At 43.6% G+C, this 17497-nt stretch carries 20 protein-coding genes; 7 read left to right on the top strand and 13 right to left on the bottom strand.

Annotation, left to right across the window (positions count from 1 at the left end; translation table 11 throughout):
* Window positions 1–24: 24 nt before the first annotated feature.
* From A11Q_RS00310 to A11Q_RS00265, 10 genes are all read right to left on the bottom strand, one after another.
* Window positions 25–468, bottom strand: coding sequence for a hypothetical protein (locus A11Q_RS00310; RefSeq protein ID WP_015468773.1), 444 nt, complete (start codon window positions 466–468; stop codon window positions 25–27).
* Between the two features lie 106 nt (window positions 469–574).
* Window positions 575–880 (bottom strand): XRE family transcriptional regulator, encoded by a 306-nt coding sequence (locus A11Q_RS00305; protein WP_015468772.1) that lies wholly within the window; start codon window positions 878–880, stop codon window positions 575–577.
* A 411-nt stretch (window positions 881–1291) separates the two neighbouring features.
* Window positions 1292–1939: a fructose-6-phosphate aldolase gene (gene fsa / locus A11Q_RS00300; protein ID WP_015468771.1), complete on the bottom strand. Its 648-nt coding sequence runs from the start codon at window positions 1937–1939 to the stop codon at window positions 1292–1294.
* A gap of 18 nt (window positions 1940–1957) precedes the next feature.
* A complete protein-coding gene (locus tag A11Q_RS00295) occupies window positions 1958–2698 on the bottom strand; it encodes a 4-hydroxy-tetrahydrodipicolinate reductase (RefSeq protein WP_015468770.1) in 741 nt (246 codons plus the stop codon).
* Window position 2699: 1 nt separating this feature from the next.
* Window positions 2700–3590: a 4-hydroxy-tetrahydrodipicolinate synthase gene (dapA, locus tag A11Q_RS00290; protein WP_015468769.1), complete on the bottom strand. Its 891-nt coding sequence runs from the start codon at window positions 3588–3590 to the stop codon at window positions 2700–2702.
* The gene (gene dapF / locus A11Q_RS00285) at window positions 3580–4362 is read right to left on the bottom strand and encodes a diaminopimelate epimerase (RefSeq protein ID WP_015468768.1); all 783 of its coding nucleotides are present in this window, start codon (window positions 4360–4362) and stop codon (window positions 3580–3582) included. The genes dapA and dapF overlap by 11 nt, the downstream gene beginning before the upstream one ends.
* Window positions 4359–4550: a hypothetical protein gene (locus A11Q_RS00280; RefSeq protein ID WP_015468767.1), complete on the bottom strand. Its 192-nt coding sequence runs from the start codon at window positions 4548–4550 to the stop codon at window positions 4359–4361. Before A11Q_RS00280 ends, dapF begins: the two co-directional genes overlap by 4 nt.
* Window positions 4551–4564: 14 nt before the next feature.
* Window positions 4565–5422: a hypothetical protein gene (locus tag A11Q_RS00275; protein WP_015468766.1), complete on the bottom strand. Its 858-nt coding sequence runs from the start codon at window positions 5420–5422 to the stop codon at window positions 4565–4567.
* 2 nt (window positions 5423–5424) lie between these two features.
* Window positions 5425–5997, bottom strand: coding sequence for a hypothetical protein (locus tag A11Q_RS00270; RefSeq protein ID WP_015468765.1), 573 nt, complete (start codon window positions 5995–5997; stop codon window positions 5425–5427).
* Between the two features lie 133 nt (window positions 5998–6130).
* Window positions 6131–8578, bottom strand: a complete 2448-nt coding sequence (locus A11Q_RS00265; RefSeq protein WP_015468764.1) for a DNA translocase FtsK — start codon at window positions 8576–8578, stop codon at window positions 6131–6133.
* Between the two features lie 359 nt (window positions 8579–8937).
* Here A11Q_RS00265 and A11Q_RS00260 point away from each other — a divergent pair, with 359 nt between their 5' ends.
* From A11Q_RS00260 to A11Q_RS00230, 7 genes are all read left to right on the top strand, one after another.
* Window positions 8938–9234, top strand: a complete 297-nt coding sequence (locus A11Q_RS00260; protein ID WP_235044625.1) for a BrnT family toxin — start codon at window positions 8938–8940, stop codon at window positions 9232–9234.
* Window positions 9218–9469, top strand: a complete 252-nt coding sequence (locus A11Q_RS00255) for a hypothetical protein (RefSeq protein ID WP_015468762.1) — start codon at window positions 9218–9220, stop codon at window positions 9467–9469. Before A11Q_RS00260 ends, A11Q_RS00255 begins: the two co-directional genes overlap by 17 nt.
* Before the next feature lie 93 nt (window positions 9470–9562).
* Complete coding sequence (locus A11Q_RS00250) at window positions 9563–10213, top strand: radical SAM protein (RefSeq protein WP_015468761.1); 651 nt, start codon at window positions 9563–9565, stop codon at window positions 10211–10213.
* A gap of 35 nt (window positions 10214–10248) precedes the next feature.
* A complete protein-coding gene (locus tag A11Q_RS00245) occupies window positions 10249–10605 on the top strand; it encodes a helix-turn-helix domain-containing protein (RefSeq protein WP_015468760.1) in 357 nt (118 codons plus the stop codon).
* Window positions 10606–10690: 85 nt separating this feature from the next.
* Entirely contained in the window at window positions 10691–12094 is a 1404-nt protein-coding gene (dnaB, locus tag A11Q_RS00240) for a replicative DNA helicase (RefSeq protein WP_015468759.1), read from the top strand.
* A gap of 184 nt (window positions 12095–12278) precedes the next feature.
* A complete protein-coding gene (locus A11Q_RS00235; protein ID WP_015468758.1) occupies window positions 12279–13817 on the top strand; it encodes a thrombospondin type-1 domain-containing protein in 1539 nt (512 codons plus the stop codon).
* Between the two features lie 79 nt (window positions 13818–13896).
* Window positions 13897–14409, top strand: coding sequence for a hypothetical protein (locus A11Q_RS00230; protein ID WP_015468757.1), 513 nt, complete (start codon window positions 13897–13899; stop codon window positions 14407–14409).
* Window positions 14410–14586: 177 nt separating this feature from the next.
* Here the strand turns inward: A11Q_RS00230 and A11Q_RS13740 are convergent, their stop codons facing one another.
* The 3 genes from A11Q_RS13740 to A11Q_RS00215 all read right to left on the bottom strand — a co-directional run bounded on the left by A11Q_RS13740 (window position 14587) and on the right by A11Q_RS00215 (window position 17269).
* Entirely contained in the window at window positions 14587–15039 is a 453-nt protein-coding gene (locus tag A11Q_RS13740) for a hypothetical protein (RefSeq protein WP_015468755.1), read from the bottom strand.
* Between the two features lie 160 nt (window positions 15040–15199).
* A complete protein-coding gene (locus tag A11Q_RS00220) occupies window positions 15200–16648 on the bottom strand; it encodes a thrombospondin type-1 domain-containing protein (RefSeq protein ID WP_015468754.1) in 1449 nt (482 codons plus the stop codon).
* 234 nt (window positions 16649–16882) lie between these two features.
* The gene (locus A11Q_RS00215) at window positions 16883–17269 is read right to left on the bottom strand and encodes a TM2 domain-containing protein (RefSeq protein ID WP_015468753.1); all 387 of its coding nucleotides are present in this window, start codon (window positions 17267–17269) and stop codon (window positions 16883–16885) included.
* Window positions 17270–17497: the final 228 nt, after the last annotated feature.

The following is a 17497-nucleotide window of genomic DNA, read 5'->3' as shown; positions in this document are numbered from 1 at the left end:
CTCCTGACTACTCAAATAGGATACTTAGAAGGGCATCTCTTCGTCAAATATACCACTCGGAGCAGGACTTTGGTTAAGCATCTGGAGGATACTCAAGGCACGACGGCGGCTCAGATCTTCTTCAATTCCGACCTCCATAAAGCGACCGGTGTCGGGATCTCGCTCTTCAGCCTTTACCACCACCGAAACTCGATAGGGGCGACGGGGGCCTAAAATAATAGCTTTTGTGTAATAGCGCTCTTTTACTTTCGGGGTGACCTCGATATTTTTCAGGCTGCGGTCATGGTAAACCGAGGTCAGCTCGCGCCCATTGGCACTAACAGTATTGATCGGACCCATTGCCTGTGTAATGGCAATACGATGCTGCTTAACTGAATAGTTCGACTCTTCAATCATGTAACCTGAGGTTTGGCAGCCCACCAGATACAATCCGGCGCACAGAACCCCCAACTTCTTCATCCAATTCATACTGGTTCAAGCGTAACAAACAGGCTCCGCCAAGCCAAGAAAAGCCAAGTATTCACTCATCAGAAATACAATTAAAAGTCCCAAAGTCGAGGTGCCCTCGAGGCACTTAAGATCCAACTTCAAGTTTAACTTTGGGATTCAGCTTTGCATATAACAGAATTAGGCGATCTGTGGAAAACTCATCTAAGCGATAATTAAGTATTTTACTGATATGGCTTTCATCTACTTTAAGTTTTTGTGCCATTTCCTTTTGAGTCATGTTTTTATCCAACTTATATTCCACAAACTTTTGATGCAGATTCCAACGAAATCGCTCTAAAGCCGTTGCGTTCGGATTAAGTGCCAACGTTCCTTCCATTTTTTTCAGCTTTTTCCGAACTCTTCTTAGCTCTGTCTGCTTTGGCATTCCCATATAAATCTTCACCTATGATCTTCTGTGGGCATTGATTACGCCCAAATACATCTGTTCATCGAGTTGCCGTGTTTTTTCTTATAATGTGAATCAATAATCACCTTATTGATAAACCGCTTATTCACCATCAAGGGTAGTCGATACTCTTGACGGCTCATAATTTGATTTTATGAAAAGTTGCTAAATTTAGCAAATTTCTTTTCCCAAAATTTTCCATAGCGAAGCCTTTATGCAAAAGCTTCGCTCACACCTGTTTGATCTATATTTTATATAGAGTTCAGTTTTCGAATTTTTAAACTGTCCAAGGGTCAAGAAAGGCTCTGAGCCAAGGCGACGAGGAAAGCCTGACTGAGGCGTGGTTTATCCACGCCGCAGGGAAGGGTTGACGAAGGCAACGCAGGATCAGAGTCTTTACTGACCCTTGGCTTTGTTCCAATCGGCTAAGAACATGTCTATCCCCTTCGTCGTCAACGGATGACCTGTCATCTGTTGCATCACTTTGTAAGGAATTGTCGCGATATCCGCACCGATTAAAGCGGCCTGCTGTAAGTGCAATGGTCCGCGAACCGACGCTACTAGAACTTCTGTGGCAAAATCGTAGTTACGATAGATTTGCACCACATCGTTTACCATGGCCATGCCATCGTTTCCAATATCATCAAGACGGCCAACAAACGGTGACACCATTGTGGCGCCAGCTTTTGCCGCCAAGATCGCCTGCATTGGTGTGAAGACTAAAGTCACATTGGTTTTAATGCCTTCCGCAGTTAATTTTTTAACAGCGATCATTCCATCTTCGCACATCGGGATTTTTACCACGACGTTGTCAGCCCATTTTGCTAGGGCCACGCCCTCTTTAACCATTTCATCGGCTTTTAATGAAATCACCTCTGCAGAAACAGGGCCTGTGGTGATCGTGCAGATTTCTTTGATCACGTCTTCAAAAGAGCGACCTGATTTGGCAACCAAAGTTGGATTTGTTGTTACGCCATCAACCCAACCTCTTTCGTTGGCGGCTCTGATTTCATTTACATCTGCTGAGTCGATAAAAAATTTCATTGTGTTTTCCCTTCTGTATTACTTTTTAACGCGTTTCGAAAGCATCATATCGTCCATAGAATAGTATCCCGCTTTTTTCACTGAGCCCGCCAACCAGTCAGCGGCCAACAGCGCACCTTCAGCAAAGACGGTACGATTCAAAGCCTGATGCTGAAGCGTGATCACTTCATTGGAAGAAGCAGCGAATAGCTTGTGAACTCCGAAAATTCCACCTAAGCGATAGCCCACCGGAGCTGAAACTTTTTTACCCACGATTTTTTCTAAATCACTGTGCAAGGTTTTCGCTGTGCCGCTGGGATTGTCTTTTTTTTGCGTGTGATGCAACTCTTCCATAGCAAAATCAAAATGCGAAATATGGCTTAAGCCCTTCATCGCCTGACGGAAAGCCCATAATCCTGGGCTCATATTAGACGCCCAGAAAATTTTTCTTTTGCCGGCGGCTTTTTTCAAATTCTTGAAATCTGCCTCGCTAAGACCTGTCGAGCCGGAAACAATCGGAGTTTTAAATTTTTCAGTGGCTTTTAAAAGCTCTTTCAAACCTTTATCCGAAGTGAACTCAATCCACACATCCACATCAGCTAGAATGTCCGCTTCGACATCATGAATGTCACTGGCACTGATTGCAAATAGGCCCGAACGATCTTTACCGATACAAAGGAATGGTTCTAGGTTATTTTTTGTTTTCAACAACGGCAGCATTTGCTCGACAGCTTTACCCATTTTACCGCTGCCACCGAAAAGACCGATTCTGATTTTCATATTAGATCAACCCTAATGTTTTCATTTCACCGGCTAGTGGTTCGTGATGAACAGAGTCCAAAGCCACTAGCGGTAGGCGCATTTCCGGAGACTTAAACAATCCCATTTTGTACATGATCCATTTCAATGGGATTGGGTTCGCTTCCAGATACATTTGAGAAATAAATTTTTTGTAACGACCGAAATCAGCTTCTAGCTCGCCCCATTTGCCTGATTGGGCCATGTCATACCAGCGAGCGCACTCAGCAGGGATTACATTCGACATCACTGAAATCACACCGGAACCGCCCAGCTTTAAAAACTGAGGGTAAGTTGGATCATCACCCGAAAGCATAACAAAATCTGCTGGCACCAGTGGTTTTAGTTTTTCATCAAAGGCGATATCGCCGCTGGCTTCTTTGATCGCAAAAATATTTTTAACTTTTGTCAGCTCAGCAATGGTTTCTGCTGTCATACCCGTGATCGTACGACCCGGAACATTGTACATCACGATTGGCAAGTTCGCGTTTGTCGCCACTTCAGTGAAATGAGCCACAAGTCCGCGCTGTGGAGGTTTGTTGTAGTAAGGCACCACCACCAACGCCGCATCGGCTCCTAGCTTTTCTGCTTTTTGAGTGGTTTCGACAGTGTCATCTGTGCTGTTCGAGCCTGTACCCACGATAACCGGAACACGCGTTCCCGCAATTTCGCGCACGAGCTTATAGATTTTTTCAACTTCTTCCCATGAGAGCGTCGGACTTTCTGCCGTTGTTCCATTCACTACGAAACCGCAGATGCCACCCTTAAGTTGAAACTCGATCATCTTTTTCAAGGATTCAAAATCAACCTGTTTGTTTAGAAATGGTGTTGGAATGGCCGAAATAGCACCTTTGTAATCCGTTCTAGATTTCATATTCGTAACTCCCTAATAAAATGGCAGGACCCGTCATTGTGGGTTTATCCAGATCAAATAAATTCATCATAAGTGTTCCCCCCGGCATTTCAACCTGAGTTTCACTTTCACCGCGTTTAGTTAAGTTGTAGAAAGCCGCCGCCATGGCTCCTGTGCCGCAGGCATCAGTGAAGTCTTCGACTCCGCGCTCGTACGAAACTGCTTTCACTTTTTTGGGGTCATCTTCCAATACGACCTGAGTCACATTGGTTCCACGTGGTTGGAACTCTTCGTGAAAGCGCAGTTTGCGCGAGGCCTGACGAGTCACTTCATCTTGTAATATTTCCTGACGTTCCAGCACCAGATGTGGCACCCCCGTATCACAGAAAAATCCCAAAGAGGAATCATAGCGCTGAATCGGTGTCATGGTGATTTTAAAGGATTCAGTATTAACAAAATCAATACGAATCGCTCCGGCAACAGTTTGTAGACTCCAGTGAGTTGCGGCATTCTTCAAAATGTTTTTAATGTAGTAGCCCACACAGCGAGTGGCATTCCCGCACATTTCGGCATCAGAGCCATCGTTATTATAGAAAAACCAACGATAGTGATTTTCTTGCTCTAAGGCCGCCTGAAGAAAAATAAATCCGTCGGCTTTGTTTTCAGCACAGACACGGCGAGTGATCTCTTTGCGCTTGTCGGCTCCCCACAAAGTGAATTCATCGTGACCATCAAAGCTCACGTGGAAAGTATTTCCCGCTCCTGAAATCAAATGGGTTTTTAACAAGCTCATTGAGTTTTCTTTTTAGTCGTCGAATCAGGAGTCGCATCAGACGGCGTCGCCGCTGCGGCTTCTTGTGCTTTTTGTTTTTGTATTGTTTCTGGCTGCAACGGAGGAAGTGGTGGTCCCTTGATTCCACAGGAAAAACCCAATGAGCTTAAAGCTGTAATGGCCATAAGAAATAAAATCTGTTTTTTCACGTGGTCGATCCCCCTTATTCGTTCGTACGCAGGCAGAGATCAAAATCATACCGAAACTTACGGGCAATTGTCTTGCTTAAATTTTTACATTTGTTGCTGTATTGAACTGTTTGCTGTTCGGATAGGACCTCACTGCCTTCGCCAGACTCGCGGTCGATTTTGTCTTGATAGAAAGACAGATCTGGCCAATCAGAAAAGTGTTTTTCAAGGTATCCCAGCAGATCCCGCGCACGTGAATAGTTTTTAGCTACAAATGAACGCTCTAACTCTAAAATAATCAGAGGAAATTGATCTTCCTGTGGATTTTCGGGCAGCGTTTTTAATATCTGACGACTGCTGAAGTTGGGTAACCGACGATCTGCCATGAGGCTGAGCCAAACATCATAGGACGTGTTAGCTGCGATCGCTTTAATATCAGACAAAACGGCACGAGCCGCCTTAGGATTTTTTTCACGCGTGTACAGACGCATTTTTTGAATGAGGCAATCAAGGTGATTTGGGTCTAACGAAAGACACTGCTCGTTGCTTTTTACTGCGTCTTTTAAGCTTTCAACGGTGATGTTTAACGAGTTTTCATAGGCCTCTTGGGTCGTGCGCGAAAGGAACTTCTGAGAGATATTCACCATCAACTCTTGCGCTTCGATTTTTGAGGCTGTATTGGAAATTTTTTGTTCATAGGCGCGAACTAATTGAATGGCTTGTGTTTTCTTTTTTTGCAAAAGAAGTTCGGTGGCCTGCTTTTTCGTGGATTCAAAGGTATTGCTGATATTTTTGTTTTGGGCTTCAGCAGAAAGAACAAGAAGAGTTATTCCCAATAAAAAAGCCGCGTTTTTTAGCGCGGCTTTTTTGGTTGTTGATAAAAAACAATTCATCCTTACTTCTTAAACGAAGTTAATTGAATTGTCACCTTTCCCATTTGGCTGTCAGCTTTTGACTGCAACATACCAGAAAGAGGGATATCGCGAGGGTTAACCCATTGCTCAGCGATTTGGCCGTTGTTAGCATTGTCTTTGATTTTCAAGTAGATAGCATCAAAAGTTCCCGCTGGAACAGTCACGCGATCTTCTTTTTGATCGATCAATTCGAAGTCAGATTTTGGTGGTTCTTGCTCTTTACCATTAACTAACATTTTTTTGATTTGTCCGTTAGATGGGTCGATTAGAACTTCAACTTTTTGTTTTTGGATCATCATGTCCACATCTTGAACCATCCAAATACCATCAGCAGAAATTTCACGAACGTACATTTTCATAGATCCGTTCAAGAATCCACCCATGTTCAATTTGTAGTTGTTTTCTTGTCCAACTTTCCAGTCTAAACCGAAAGCTACAACTGCTTCTTGAATGTAGGGTTGTTGAGCTGCGAATAGTGATTCTGCAACTGTAGTGTGTGCATGAGCAGACGCGCTCACGATCATGGCTGCTGCCATTACGAATGACTTAAACATATATCCTCCTTGAGTTTGAGTCTTAATTTTTATTTAGTAGAGTAATCACACCACAGGAATTGTGACGCTTGCAAACCTAAACAAACTCAGTTTTGGAATATGCTGCCCTGTGTCCGTAAACAGGGCCTGACACCTATTCGGCGTGGCTCGCAACCAGAACGGCGCGAGGTTTACTTCCATTCGCTGGCCCAACAACGCCTTCGCGCTCGAACAGCTCGATTAAACGTGCCGCTCGCGGGTAGCCTAATTTAAATCGTCTTTGAATTAACGAGGCCGAAATGGCTTTTTGAGTCGCTGCCCAAGCTAGGATCTCATCATAGCGTTCGTCGTATTCCTCTTCGCCAGCGAAATCTCCGCCAAAGTCGCCATCGGCACCCATGCCCGCAAAGCTTCCCTGAGTTGGTCCGCCATCAAGAGCTCGCATCGCTAAAGCATCAAACTCTGGTTCACCCTGATCAGACCAGAATTTTGCAACTCCGTTGATTTCTGTCTCTTTTAAGTAAGGACCATGGTGGCGAATTGCTTTTGATGTTCCACCGACAAGAGCCAACATATCCCCCTGAGAAAGAAGACGTTCTGCCCCTTGCTCATCCAAGATAATGCGAGAATCCATTTTCGATGCCACTTTAAAGCTAATACGACCTGGGATATTGGTTTTAATTAAACCCGTAACCACTTCTTTACGCGGAGACTGCATCGCCAGCATCAAATGCATTCCACAAGCACGAGCCATCTGAGCTAAGCGCACGATATTCTGTTCGACGTTTTGTTTGTCAACAGCCATCAAGTCACCGAACTCTTCTACCACAATCACAATATACGGTTGCGGAGTGTAATAGTACTGTTCCAATTTCATAATGCCTTGGTTTTCATACTCGGCATTTACTTTTTCGTGCTCCGCAATTTTGTCTGCGTTGAACTTCTCAACGATATCATTGAACTGTTCGATGTTACGCGCGCCAAATTTACTCATGGATTTATAGCGCTTTTCCATTTCCTTAACAGCCCAGCGAAGAGCAAAGACCGCTTTTTTCGGCTCGCGAATCGGTGGCATGATTAAGTGAGGAATATCTGAAAATGCCGCCAGATCCACTTGCTTTGGATCCACCAAAATCATTCTTAATGTCTTCGGAGAATGTTTGAATAAAAATCCTGTGATCGTAGAAACAGTGAAAACAGATTTTCCTGAACCCGTAGTTCCTGCAATCAATAAGTGTGGCATTTTGCGAAGATCGACGATTTTAGGTTCGCCATTGGTTTGTTTTCCTAAGGCGATCGGCAACTTAATATCGTCAGACCAGAATGTTTCATCTGCCAGAAGGTCTTTTAAATAAACAGTTTCGCGCTGAGCATTTGAAGTTTCAATCCCGATAACATCGCGACCTGGAATGGGAGCAATGATACGTAAAGATTCCGCCGAAAGGGCCAACGCTAAATCGTCTGCCATATCCGTCACTTTATTTACACGCACATCCACGTTTGGTTTGAATTCAAACATGGTCACCATCGGGCCCGGTTTAGCCGCAACGATTTGTCCGTTCACATCAAATTGTTTTAATTTTTCAAGAGTGATGTCCGCTTTACGACGAATTTCTTTTTCGTCCATTTTAATGCGACTTAATGGCGGATCTTCTAGCAGAGATAATTTCGGCATCGTCCAATTCGCCACTTTGCGCGGAGTCTTCGCTTGCAGAGTCACTTTGCGGCGGGCAGGAGGTTCGTACGCAGAAACCTCAACATCTTCATCGTCCTCTTCACCGGCTTCGGCTGAAGCGTCCATGTCCTCTGCGTCTTCGTCGCTATCGGCATGAACAGCAGCTCTTGTTGAGCGCGATGTGGAAGGTGTTGATTCATCGTCTTCTTCTTCCACAGCCAACTTCAATTTTGGTTCTGGAATTAAGTTTTTCGTTTCAACTAGAATCGTCTCTGTCGTTTTATCTTTGGCTTTCGTTTCTTTTTTCGCTGTCTTCGCTGGTTTTAACGACGTCGCTTTTAACTTCTTTAACCAATCTGAACGAGCCAGATCTTCCATGCGATCATGTAAAAAGCTCATGGCTTTCATCACAAGGTCATTGACGCTGACTTCGAAACAGAAAACGATCAGCATCGCTGTTAAAGCCCACAGTAAAATCTGGGCGCCAACACTATTTAAAACACCGATCAATCCCTTTGATAGGCCCACACCTAAAAGACCACCTAAGAAAATTTGGCGATCGAAGACTTTGGCTTCACTCCAGTAAATCGACATCAATGCGGAAACACAGCAGATCAAAAGCGTGACCCAAACCAAGCGCACATTGCGCCACTCGATGCTTTCGCCTTTGAAACTTAAGAAAGACAGATGAAATAGACCCGCCACCATAATCCATGCTGGCAATCCGAAAAGCTGATAGATTGCATCAGCAAGGAAGCTTCCTAAAATACCACAGTAATTTAAAGCGTTTAGTCCGTTGTTCCCCATAGAATTGAGGGATGGATCTTTAGGATTGTAGCTGATTAACGCTAACCCGATAAATAAAGCTAAGCCGAACAGGGCTATAGATCGTATTTCGCTTTTAAACTTTTTGAAAAAAACATTCATTACAGCTTCACATCCTGAGAGCTGGGCTCATCACTCTATTAATTTACGGCTGATACGTACATTGTGCAAAAGTCCAAGGGTCTAGTCAGGTCCAGTTTTTCTTTAATTTCTGACTTCGCGAACGATTTAATCGCTTTATAGCTTCTTTTTTATCCGTTCAAACACCAAACAAGCGCTATCCGAAGCGTCCGCCTTATGGAAAAAGGACTGTCTTTATTTGAGAGAGCGGGATGCCCTTATTTTGCAGATGGCACTGAAGTGACGCAGAAAAGCGCGGAAAGGGAGCTTGAATATGATTTTAAATCGAATTGAGCCGTTTGTATGTTCGGGGCTTGTTTTTGTATATACAATAGAATACAATGAAGGTGTACATGTATTTTGAGTGGAGTGAAATCAAAAATCACGTCAACTACGAAAAACATGGCGTTTGGTTCGAAGAGGCCCAGACAGTTTGGACAACAGGTTCTTCAGTTGAGTTCTATGATCCTGAACACAGCTTTGAAATAGAAGATCGGTTCATTCGGATTGGCCTCTCGGAAAAACTAAATTTATTACTGGTTGTCTTTTGTGAGCGAGCGGATGGGACTGTTATCCGTATCATCAGCTCAAGGCGGGCGACCTTAAAAGAGCGAGTGCAATATGAAAAAGGAATATGATTTAAAGTCTTTAAAAAAACGCGAAGGAACCCCAAAGGTCTCTGCCGATGCGGCTAAAACGCCTATTAGTATTCGTTTAGAGTCTGTCGTTTTATCTGAACTCAAAACTGAGGCTTTACGCCTAGGAATACCCTATCAAACCCTTATTGGGAGTATCTTACACCGATATGCGACTGGAGAACTGGTAGATCGCCACTCGCCGGACTTAAAAAAACTGCTTACAGGCCTCCTTTAAAAAGCTTTTAAAGCTCTCTGCAAGCAAATCCCTCTGGAATAGGGTGCCCAGCTTGACTTTATCAATGGAGGGTGGGATTCCCTTGCCTTCCAAATGATTAAAATTAACGAGATTTTCTATTCGATTCAGGGCGAAAGCACCTATGCCGGCAACAGGACTGTGTTTATACGCACAACAGGCTGTAACCTGCGCTGTACCTATTGCGATACAAAGTATTCGTATCACGAAGGAGAATTTTTGAGTTTGGAAAAAATTCTCGATGTCGTCAAAAGCCATGACGCCGAATATATTTGTATTACTGGCGGGGAACCTTTGCTGCAGCCGGAAATCCACAAACTTATCAACATTCTATGTGACCAAGGGCACAAAGTTTCTTTAGAAACGAGTGGATCTAAAAGCGTTAAACACGTTGACCCACGAGTTAAAATTATTCTTGACGTAAAAACTCCTGATAGTGGTGCGGCTGATAGTTTTCTTTTAGAAAACATCGATTTCTCCTCTGAAAAACACAGAATTCCAACTGAATATAAATTTGTTATTTCTTCTGAAAAAGATTTGGAATGGTCAGAACAATTTTGTCGTCAATATGATTTATTTAAAAATTTTACTGTGTTGTTTAGTCCATCTCACGGCCAAGTATCTGAAAAGTGGTTGGCCGAAAGAATTTTGCAAAAAAAGCTAAAAGTGATGTTGCATTTGCAGCAACATAAGTATATTTGGTTACCCACACAACGCGGGGTATGACCCGCAGATTTTAAAACATAACACGAGGGAGACTCATGACGCCGAACCTTAACAACTCAGAAAATCTTTTTGTAGCTAACTTACAACAAGTGAGCCTTGAGAAATTAGTGAAAAGCAAATTGGAAGTTTTATTCCAACAGCAAAAAGAAGCTCAAGTAGAGTTGAATGGCTTGTACAATATCGTATTAGAGCAAGTTGAGAAACCATTGATCGAGCTAGCTCTTAAAGCTTACAACGGTAACCAAGTTAAAACGGCTTTAATGTTGGGTATCAACCGTAACACTTTGAAAAAGAAAATCGACAACTACAAATTGAAACCTAAAAAAGGCGCGCAAATTCTTGCTGTAGCTCCTGAAACAACAGTTGCACCAACTGCAACTTTGGCTCAATAATATATATTAAGATATAGGGAATAAGGACTCTGATGAAGAGTCCTTATTTTTTTGCTTTTCAGACTTCCAATCTAGAGGGGTTTAGATGAGTCAGAAACTACCGCCTCAAAATCTAGAGGCCGAGTTCTCAGTTCTTGGTGGTTTAATGTTAGAACGTGAAGCGTTCGATCAGGTCTCAGACCTTATTGAAGCTAACGACTTCTATAAACCAGCCCACCAAATCATTTATCGCACCATCGCAGACTTACATCAAAAAGCACAGCCTATCGATCTGGTTACCGTTACCAATTCCCTTCAACATAAGAACGAATTGGATCTTATTGGTGGACCCGAGTATTTGTTATCTCTATTAGATAAAGTGGTTTCTGCTGCGAACATCGATTCGCACGCTAAAATCATCCACGAGAAGTCTTTATTAAGACGCCTGATCGGAACATCTAGTGGCTTGATCGAAAAAGCCTTCGGTTCTGATTATGAAAACGCTGAATCCCTTTTGGATTTTGCTGAAAGCGAAATTTTAAAAGTCGGCGAAAAGAAGAACGGCACCGGCCTAGAAGGTCCGCGTGATATCGTTACCAATTCCTTTAAAAAAATCGAAGAACTTTACAACCGCAAAGCGGATGTAACAGGTATTCCAAGTGGGTTCACTGACTTAGATAAAATGACTTCAGGGTTTAATCCCGGCGAGTTGATTATTATCGCGGCCCGTCCTTCTATGGGTAAAACCGCATTCAGCTTGAATATCGCGTCCCACATGGCTCTAAGAGCTAAAAAGACTGTGGCTTACTTCTCGGTCGAGATGTCGAAAGAGTCTTTGATGATGAGGGTGATTGCCGCCGAAGCGAAAATCTCGATCGGAGAAATCCGTACAGGTCGTATTCAGGATACCTCATGGCAGAAATTGATGAATGCCTGCGGAACGATTGCAGATGCTCCTTTATATATTGATGAAACTTCCGGGATTTCACCTTTCGAGATCCGCGCCCGCTGCCGTCGCTTAAAAGCTATGGGTCAGTTGGATTGCATTATGATCGATTACTTGCAGTTGATGAGCTTGAAACAAAAAGTGGATAGCCGTGAGCGTGAAGTTGCCGAAATTTCTAAAAGCCTAAAAGCTATTGCCAAAGAACTGCAAGTTCCTATTATTGCCTTAGCTCAGTTAAATCGTGGAGTTGAGGGTCGTTCTGATCGTCGTCCGATGTTATCTGACTTACGTGAGTCTGGTTCTATCGAGCAAGATGCCGACGTTATCATGATGCTCTATCGTGAAGATTACTACGACAAAGAGTCTCCTGAAAAACAAGGGGCTGCTAAAGTCATCATCGCAAAACAACGTAATGGTCCGACAGGTGATGTGGATCTGCGTTTCGACGGAAAGTACAATCTTTTCCGCGATGCCGACAAATCTGTGGTGTCTCCGTTACCGCCGCCGCAAGCTCCGCCACCAATGCCGGGCTCGAAGCCGCGTAACTTTGCTCCGACAACGTAGGTGCCAGGCCCTGTTTACGGACGCGCCGTAGAAAATTGAAATTATAAAGAGCTTACGTCATCTTAAGTTTTTCAAATAGCAGCAAACACATTAGTTTGTTTTTTCACTGTGTTGATTTGAGACTCTGGCGCTGAAAGCCTTGAAGCTCTTGGCCTTCAGGGTTGTTCCGCTTAAGATAAGACTTATGCGGAACGTAACAGAAAGACTTTCTTTAAACTCTGCTGGTTTCAGTTTGATTCAACTGATGGTGGGTGTGGGCTTAGCCACAATCGTCAGTGTGGCTGTTATCAATATGATGGGTTTTTCAAATCAAGAGCAGAAAAGAGCTCAGTTCCGCAATGACTTGCTAAAATTGAAAAATAGTTTTTCCGAAGTTCTTCATCAAGATCAAAGTATCCTCAATACTATCGCGGCCACAGCCAATACCAATATGGCGTGTTTACGCAATCGTACAGCTTGTGCCGCGTCGCTAGTGGCTTCAGGTTATTCTCCAACTCTTGATCGGATTGCTATTTACAATTCCGGCCCTAATGGTGGTCAGATTTTTTATGATGGCCGCGCTTCGAGTAGTGCGGGCTTCACGGAAAAGGGAACGAAGTGCACTGGGTTTTCCGCAGCAGGAGCGGGCAACGACGCCTGTCCTATTGGTTATATCACCAATTGGTATGTCAATCAGACGAGTTCTGATCAAGGTCTTACGCTGACGATAACCGCAAAGCTCGTTTTTAATCCTTCGGATACACATCCTTTAAAAACTTTTGTGAATGCAACTGGTTCTGATACACGCGTAGGGCAATATGATGTCATCGTCAGTAAGCGTGTTTTATCTTTAAGTAATTTGTCTGTCGTGTCCTGCTCTGAAGGGGGAGTGACACTACATCACTCGGCTGGTTATGTTTTTTATGCGACCAGCAGTGTTCCTTTGGGAAGCCGTTGCCAACAGGAAACGCGCGTTTGCAGCGTGGTGAATAACACTCCGTCATTAAGTGGTAACTACACCAATTCGACCTGCGTGCAAAACTGTTCTGGCGCATGGGGGCCTTGTTCCGTGGCGTGTGGTGGTGGAACACAAACTTACACTGTTGATGTTCCTGCAAATCAGTGGGGAGCCGCATGCCCTCACGCTGCTGGTGAAACTCGCACCTGTAATACGGCAGCTTGTGCTCCGCCAGCAGTGCCTGTTAATTGCGTTGGTGCATGGGGACCATGTACAGCGGGATCACAAACATTTATCGTCACGACTCCAGCCAGTGGCGGGGGAACGGCCTGTACACACGCGAATGGGGCAACTCAAAGTTGCGCAGCGACTCCAAGCACCGACTGTGTCGGTTCATGGGGAGCGTGGAGCACATGTTCAAAACCTTGTGGTAGCGGGACGCAAGCGCGCACCTTCACCATTACAACTCCAGCGGCGAATGGTGGAGCCGCTTGTTCTGCGACAAATGGACAAACGGAATCCCAAGCTTGTAACACACACGCGTGCCCAGAGGTGCCATGCTTCCCAATGACCGCCTGCACAGGCATGGCCCATATAGGAGACAGTGAAACATGCAGTTGGGGCGCTGCTTATGTAGGTCAGTGTCCATTTCCATCACATTATCAAAGCGGTCCAATTCGAGGTAGCGGTGGACCTTCTGGCATGGGTACTCAATATTGGGACTGTTATCCCTGCGGGCCGGGGTCTGACGGCTCAAATTGCTACACGAACCCAAGCTGCCATTAGTTTTTTTGTTTACCCCCCTTATTTTTACAAAATAAACAGCCGAAACAGCTTCATCAAACAAGCTCTGAAGGAGAAACTCATGAAACTGACTTTGAAACTGTTTTTGGCTATCGTGGCAACTTTAACTTTAACTAACTGCACCTCTTCCCCTGAAGATCAGGTCCACAAAGCTTTAAAAACAGAGTTCAGTAAAGACTCCTTAGCAAAAGCTGCCGAGAAATCAGCAACAGACCTTTTAGGAAGTAAAGAAAGTCGCTTCAAAACAAGTTTAAAAAATTACGTAGTTGAAAAAACAAACTTTGAGTTTAGTGATATTAAAATTGAAGAAAATAAAGCGACTGTAACTGTAACAAAGACAGAGCCTGGTGATGCTTTAGGCGGTTTAATTTTTATGGCCGCATTTATTCCTCGCGAAAAATTAGATAAAATGTCCCTACAAGAGGTTTTTCACGAGATTGCAAAAAATAGCCGTGAACCCGCTAGCTTAGAAGACATCAAATCTGATGTGAAAACCTTCACCGCCAACCTTGAAAAAACTGGCGATGAATGGAAAGTCGTAAAAACTTCTAAGCCGAAAAACGTTAAGAAGTAATTTTCATAATTTTGAAACTACTGACAGTTGCCTGGCCCTCCGACCCATACACATCCATTTGTTGTACAACCGCCAGAAGACTGTCCATTAGCCGCCATACAGGCTGCTTTCGTAGAGGCGCTGTGTTTGCCACTCCCATTATACGGATAATTACAACCCCAAGAGCTGCAGTAGCAACTACACGTGCAAGTTGCTGTTGTTCCCGCAGGTACAGCACAAGCTGTACCTCCATTTGCTGCGGGAGTCGGCTCCTTTTTCTGTAAATCCTGCTGTGCTTGTAGAGCGTCCATCATAAAAAATTCTTCCATCTGATGATGCTGGATGAACAATCGCGATACGATCAAGTGTTGGTGTGTAGCCGGATGACACATAACTAGCCGCACAGGCCGTACGATTGCGCAAGCAGGCCATGTTAGGATTTGCGGAAGAAGCAACTGTATTAAGAAAGGTCTTGTCGTTGTGAAGAACTTCGGCAAAACGCGTTTGAATAGCGACAAGCTCTGAGCGCAGATGAATTTTTTTCTGCTCTTGATTTGAAAAATGCATCATGCTGATGACGCCCATACTGACGACACTACCTAAACCCACAGCGACGAGTAGCTGTATTATTCCGACACCCTTATTGCTCATTCTAAAAATCCTTATCTTCCTAGTGAAAAAGATAAAGATTTTGTCAGCAATGGAAATGACTTGATCGTGTTTATAAACTGCTTCGGATTGCGCTGGAAAGTCATCAGTGTGTCCTCTGATGACTTTTATATAGATTAGATTTTTCTAATTCTTAGACGTTTTATTTTGCCACACACGAATAACTTGTCGTCACATTCTGTAAATCGAATAAATTCGTTAATAAATTTCCTCCCTTTAAAACATAGAAGGCAGAAACCATTGTCATACTCTGTCCCGGATTACAAACCGCTGTATCTGGGGAAAAGTTTCCACAGGTACTTAATGTATTTAAGACTGGATTAAGGAGTCCATTCAAGTCGTTCAATACATAGCTTTCGCAATACTGACTTCCATCTATGTGATAAATCACCTGCATCAAGCAAAGGGGCAAAAGACTTTTATAAGGATGACAAAGAGAGTTGTAACCAAGTCCATGCACGTTGTTCGCGACTCCTGTTTTCACCCATTTTCCTTCGCTGGTGCAACTGCGAGTTTGTCCGTCAGCGTAGGGACAACTATCACCTCCAATTCCTGCTGGAAGCGTGACGTTGTATCGCTGAACGCCTCCGGTACAAGCGCCCCAATCGCCCATGCAGTTGTTACCACAGGCCATTGTGTTACACGCACGTTGTTCTCCGTTAGAGTGAGCACAGGCGGGACCAAACTCATTGGCTTCCACGATCTGTGTAAAGGTCTGTGTTCCGCCACCACAGGGAGCACTGCACGCACTCCACTCGCCCGAACAAGCTTGTGCACAGCTCGGCTGATTAAATGTTCCTGACAACTCCGGCACATTGTTCACAATCGTACAAAGACGAGTTTCTTGCTGACAACGACTTCCAACAGGAACACCTGCTGTCTGATAGAAAACTCTTCCGGCACCATGATTTAATTGCACGCCATTTTCTTCGCAGTGAAGAACTTCATTATTTACAAGAGACTTCACGCGCTTAGTAACCGCAATGTCATAAGAACCCAGAACGGTGTCCACGTGCTGCGCATAAAAAAATCGCTTCAAAGGATGATCGTCTGCAGGGTTAAAAACCATCTTTGCATTCAGTGTAAGAGCGACTCCTTTATAAGAGCCGACATCGCTTAAGTACCATGTTGTGATAAAACCAATCGGGCAGTCACTGTTTCCTGCGCCAGTGGCAGAAAACCCTGTACACGTGGCTCCTTTTGTTGTGAACCCTGTACTGCTTGTTGCGCGGCCGTCGTAAAAAATCTGACCCGGACTCGGGGACTGATTATAAAGAACGAGTCGTTCTTGCAATGGCGAGTACTCACTTCCAACAAATCCCGCATCACAAACGGTGCGATCACGTAGACACTGCATATTTGTATTTTCGAGTGCGGCGATCGTATTAAGAAAAGTTTGATCCTGATGTAACGTGCTGGCGAAATGATTTTTTATAGCTAACAACTCGTTTCTAAGTTGTAGTTTTCTTTGCTCGTGATCAGAAACTTGAAGAGCGTTAACAAATGCTAAGCTCACGATGCTTCCCAATCCCACAGCCAGTAATAATTGTAAAAGACCTATCCCCTTAGTGTTTAATCTCAGTCGCGACACGCAATATTCCTTTGTTATTGGCTCAAGCAATTCTCGTCATTAAACAATAATAAAATTATAGGGCTGATTTTTTGTTTTACAAATTTTTGTAAACTCCTCGTTTTATTCTGAAATTTCAAACAAGAAGCTTTAAAATGCGGGCGGCAAGAAATTACCGCTTAAAAAGAAAAGCCCCCTTTTTACTGGGGGCTCAATTGTTAAAAGATTGTAATGAATGATTTTTCGCTTTAAATACTAAGTTCTATTCGCTTCGGAAATCATGCCGTTTAGATTCCACAGATCATAAAGATAACCCAAACCGAAGACACCTCCGGTTAAAAGCCAGATAATTCCTGTTCCAATTTTTCCAATGTAGAAGCGATGAATTCCTAAAAATCCTAAGAAGGTCAAAAGCACCCATGCCATTGAAAAATCATATCGACCCGCGGTGTATTTAAGATCGGCCTCACGATCCATTGAGGGAATCAAAAAGAAGTCGATAATCCAACCAACGCCCAAAAGACCTAATGTGAAAAACCAGATTGTTCCTGTGATTTGTTTTCCGTAATAAAAGCGGTGAGCTCCTGTAAAACCGAAAATCCATAAAACATAGCCAAAAAATTTTGAATGAGTGTTATTCATTGCTGCCTTCCTTTGCAATTTTACTGTTAAAGCTAATCTTAAACCTTGGACCTATGATTCAGTTTTTGATCTTAAAACACAAACAAAAACGTGATGTCTCTAGACTGAACTAATCTCTGGATCAAAGCAAAACAGTTTATTAAAATATACTGTGGTTTTAAATAGTTATCTTAAAAGTATTGCAGCTCTAGTCTTATTTTTTTAAACTGAAATGAGTTTTCTTCTAAC

It is taken from the genome of Pseudobdellovibrio exovorus JSS, assembly GCF_000348725.1.
Classification (GTDB): Bacteria; Bdellovibrionota; Bdellovibrionia; order Bdellovibrionales; family Bdellovibrionaceae; genus Pseudobdellovibrio; species Pseudobdellovibrio exovorus.
This window is presented reverse-complemented; position numbering and strand designations above follow the sequence as displayed.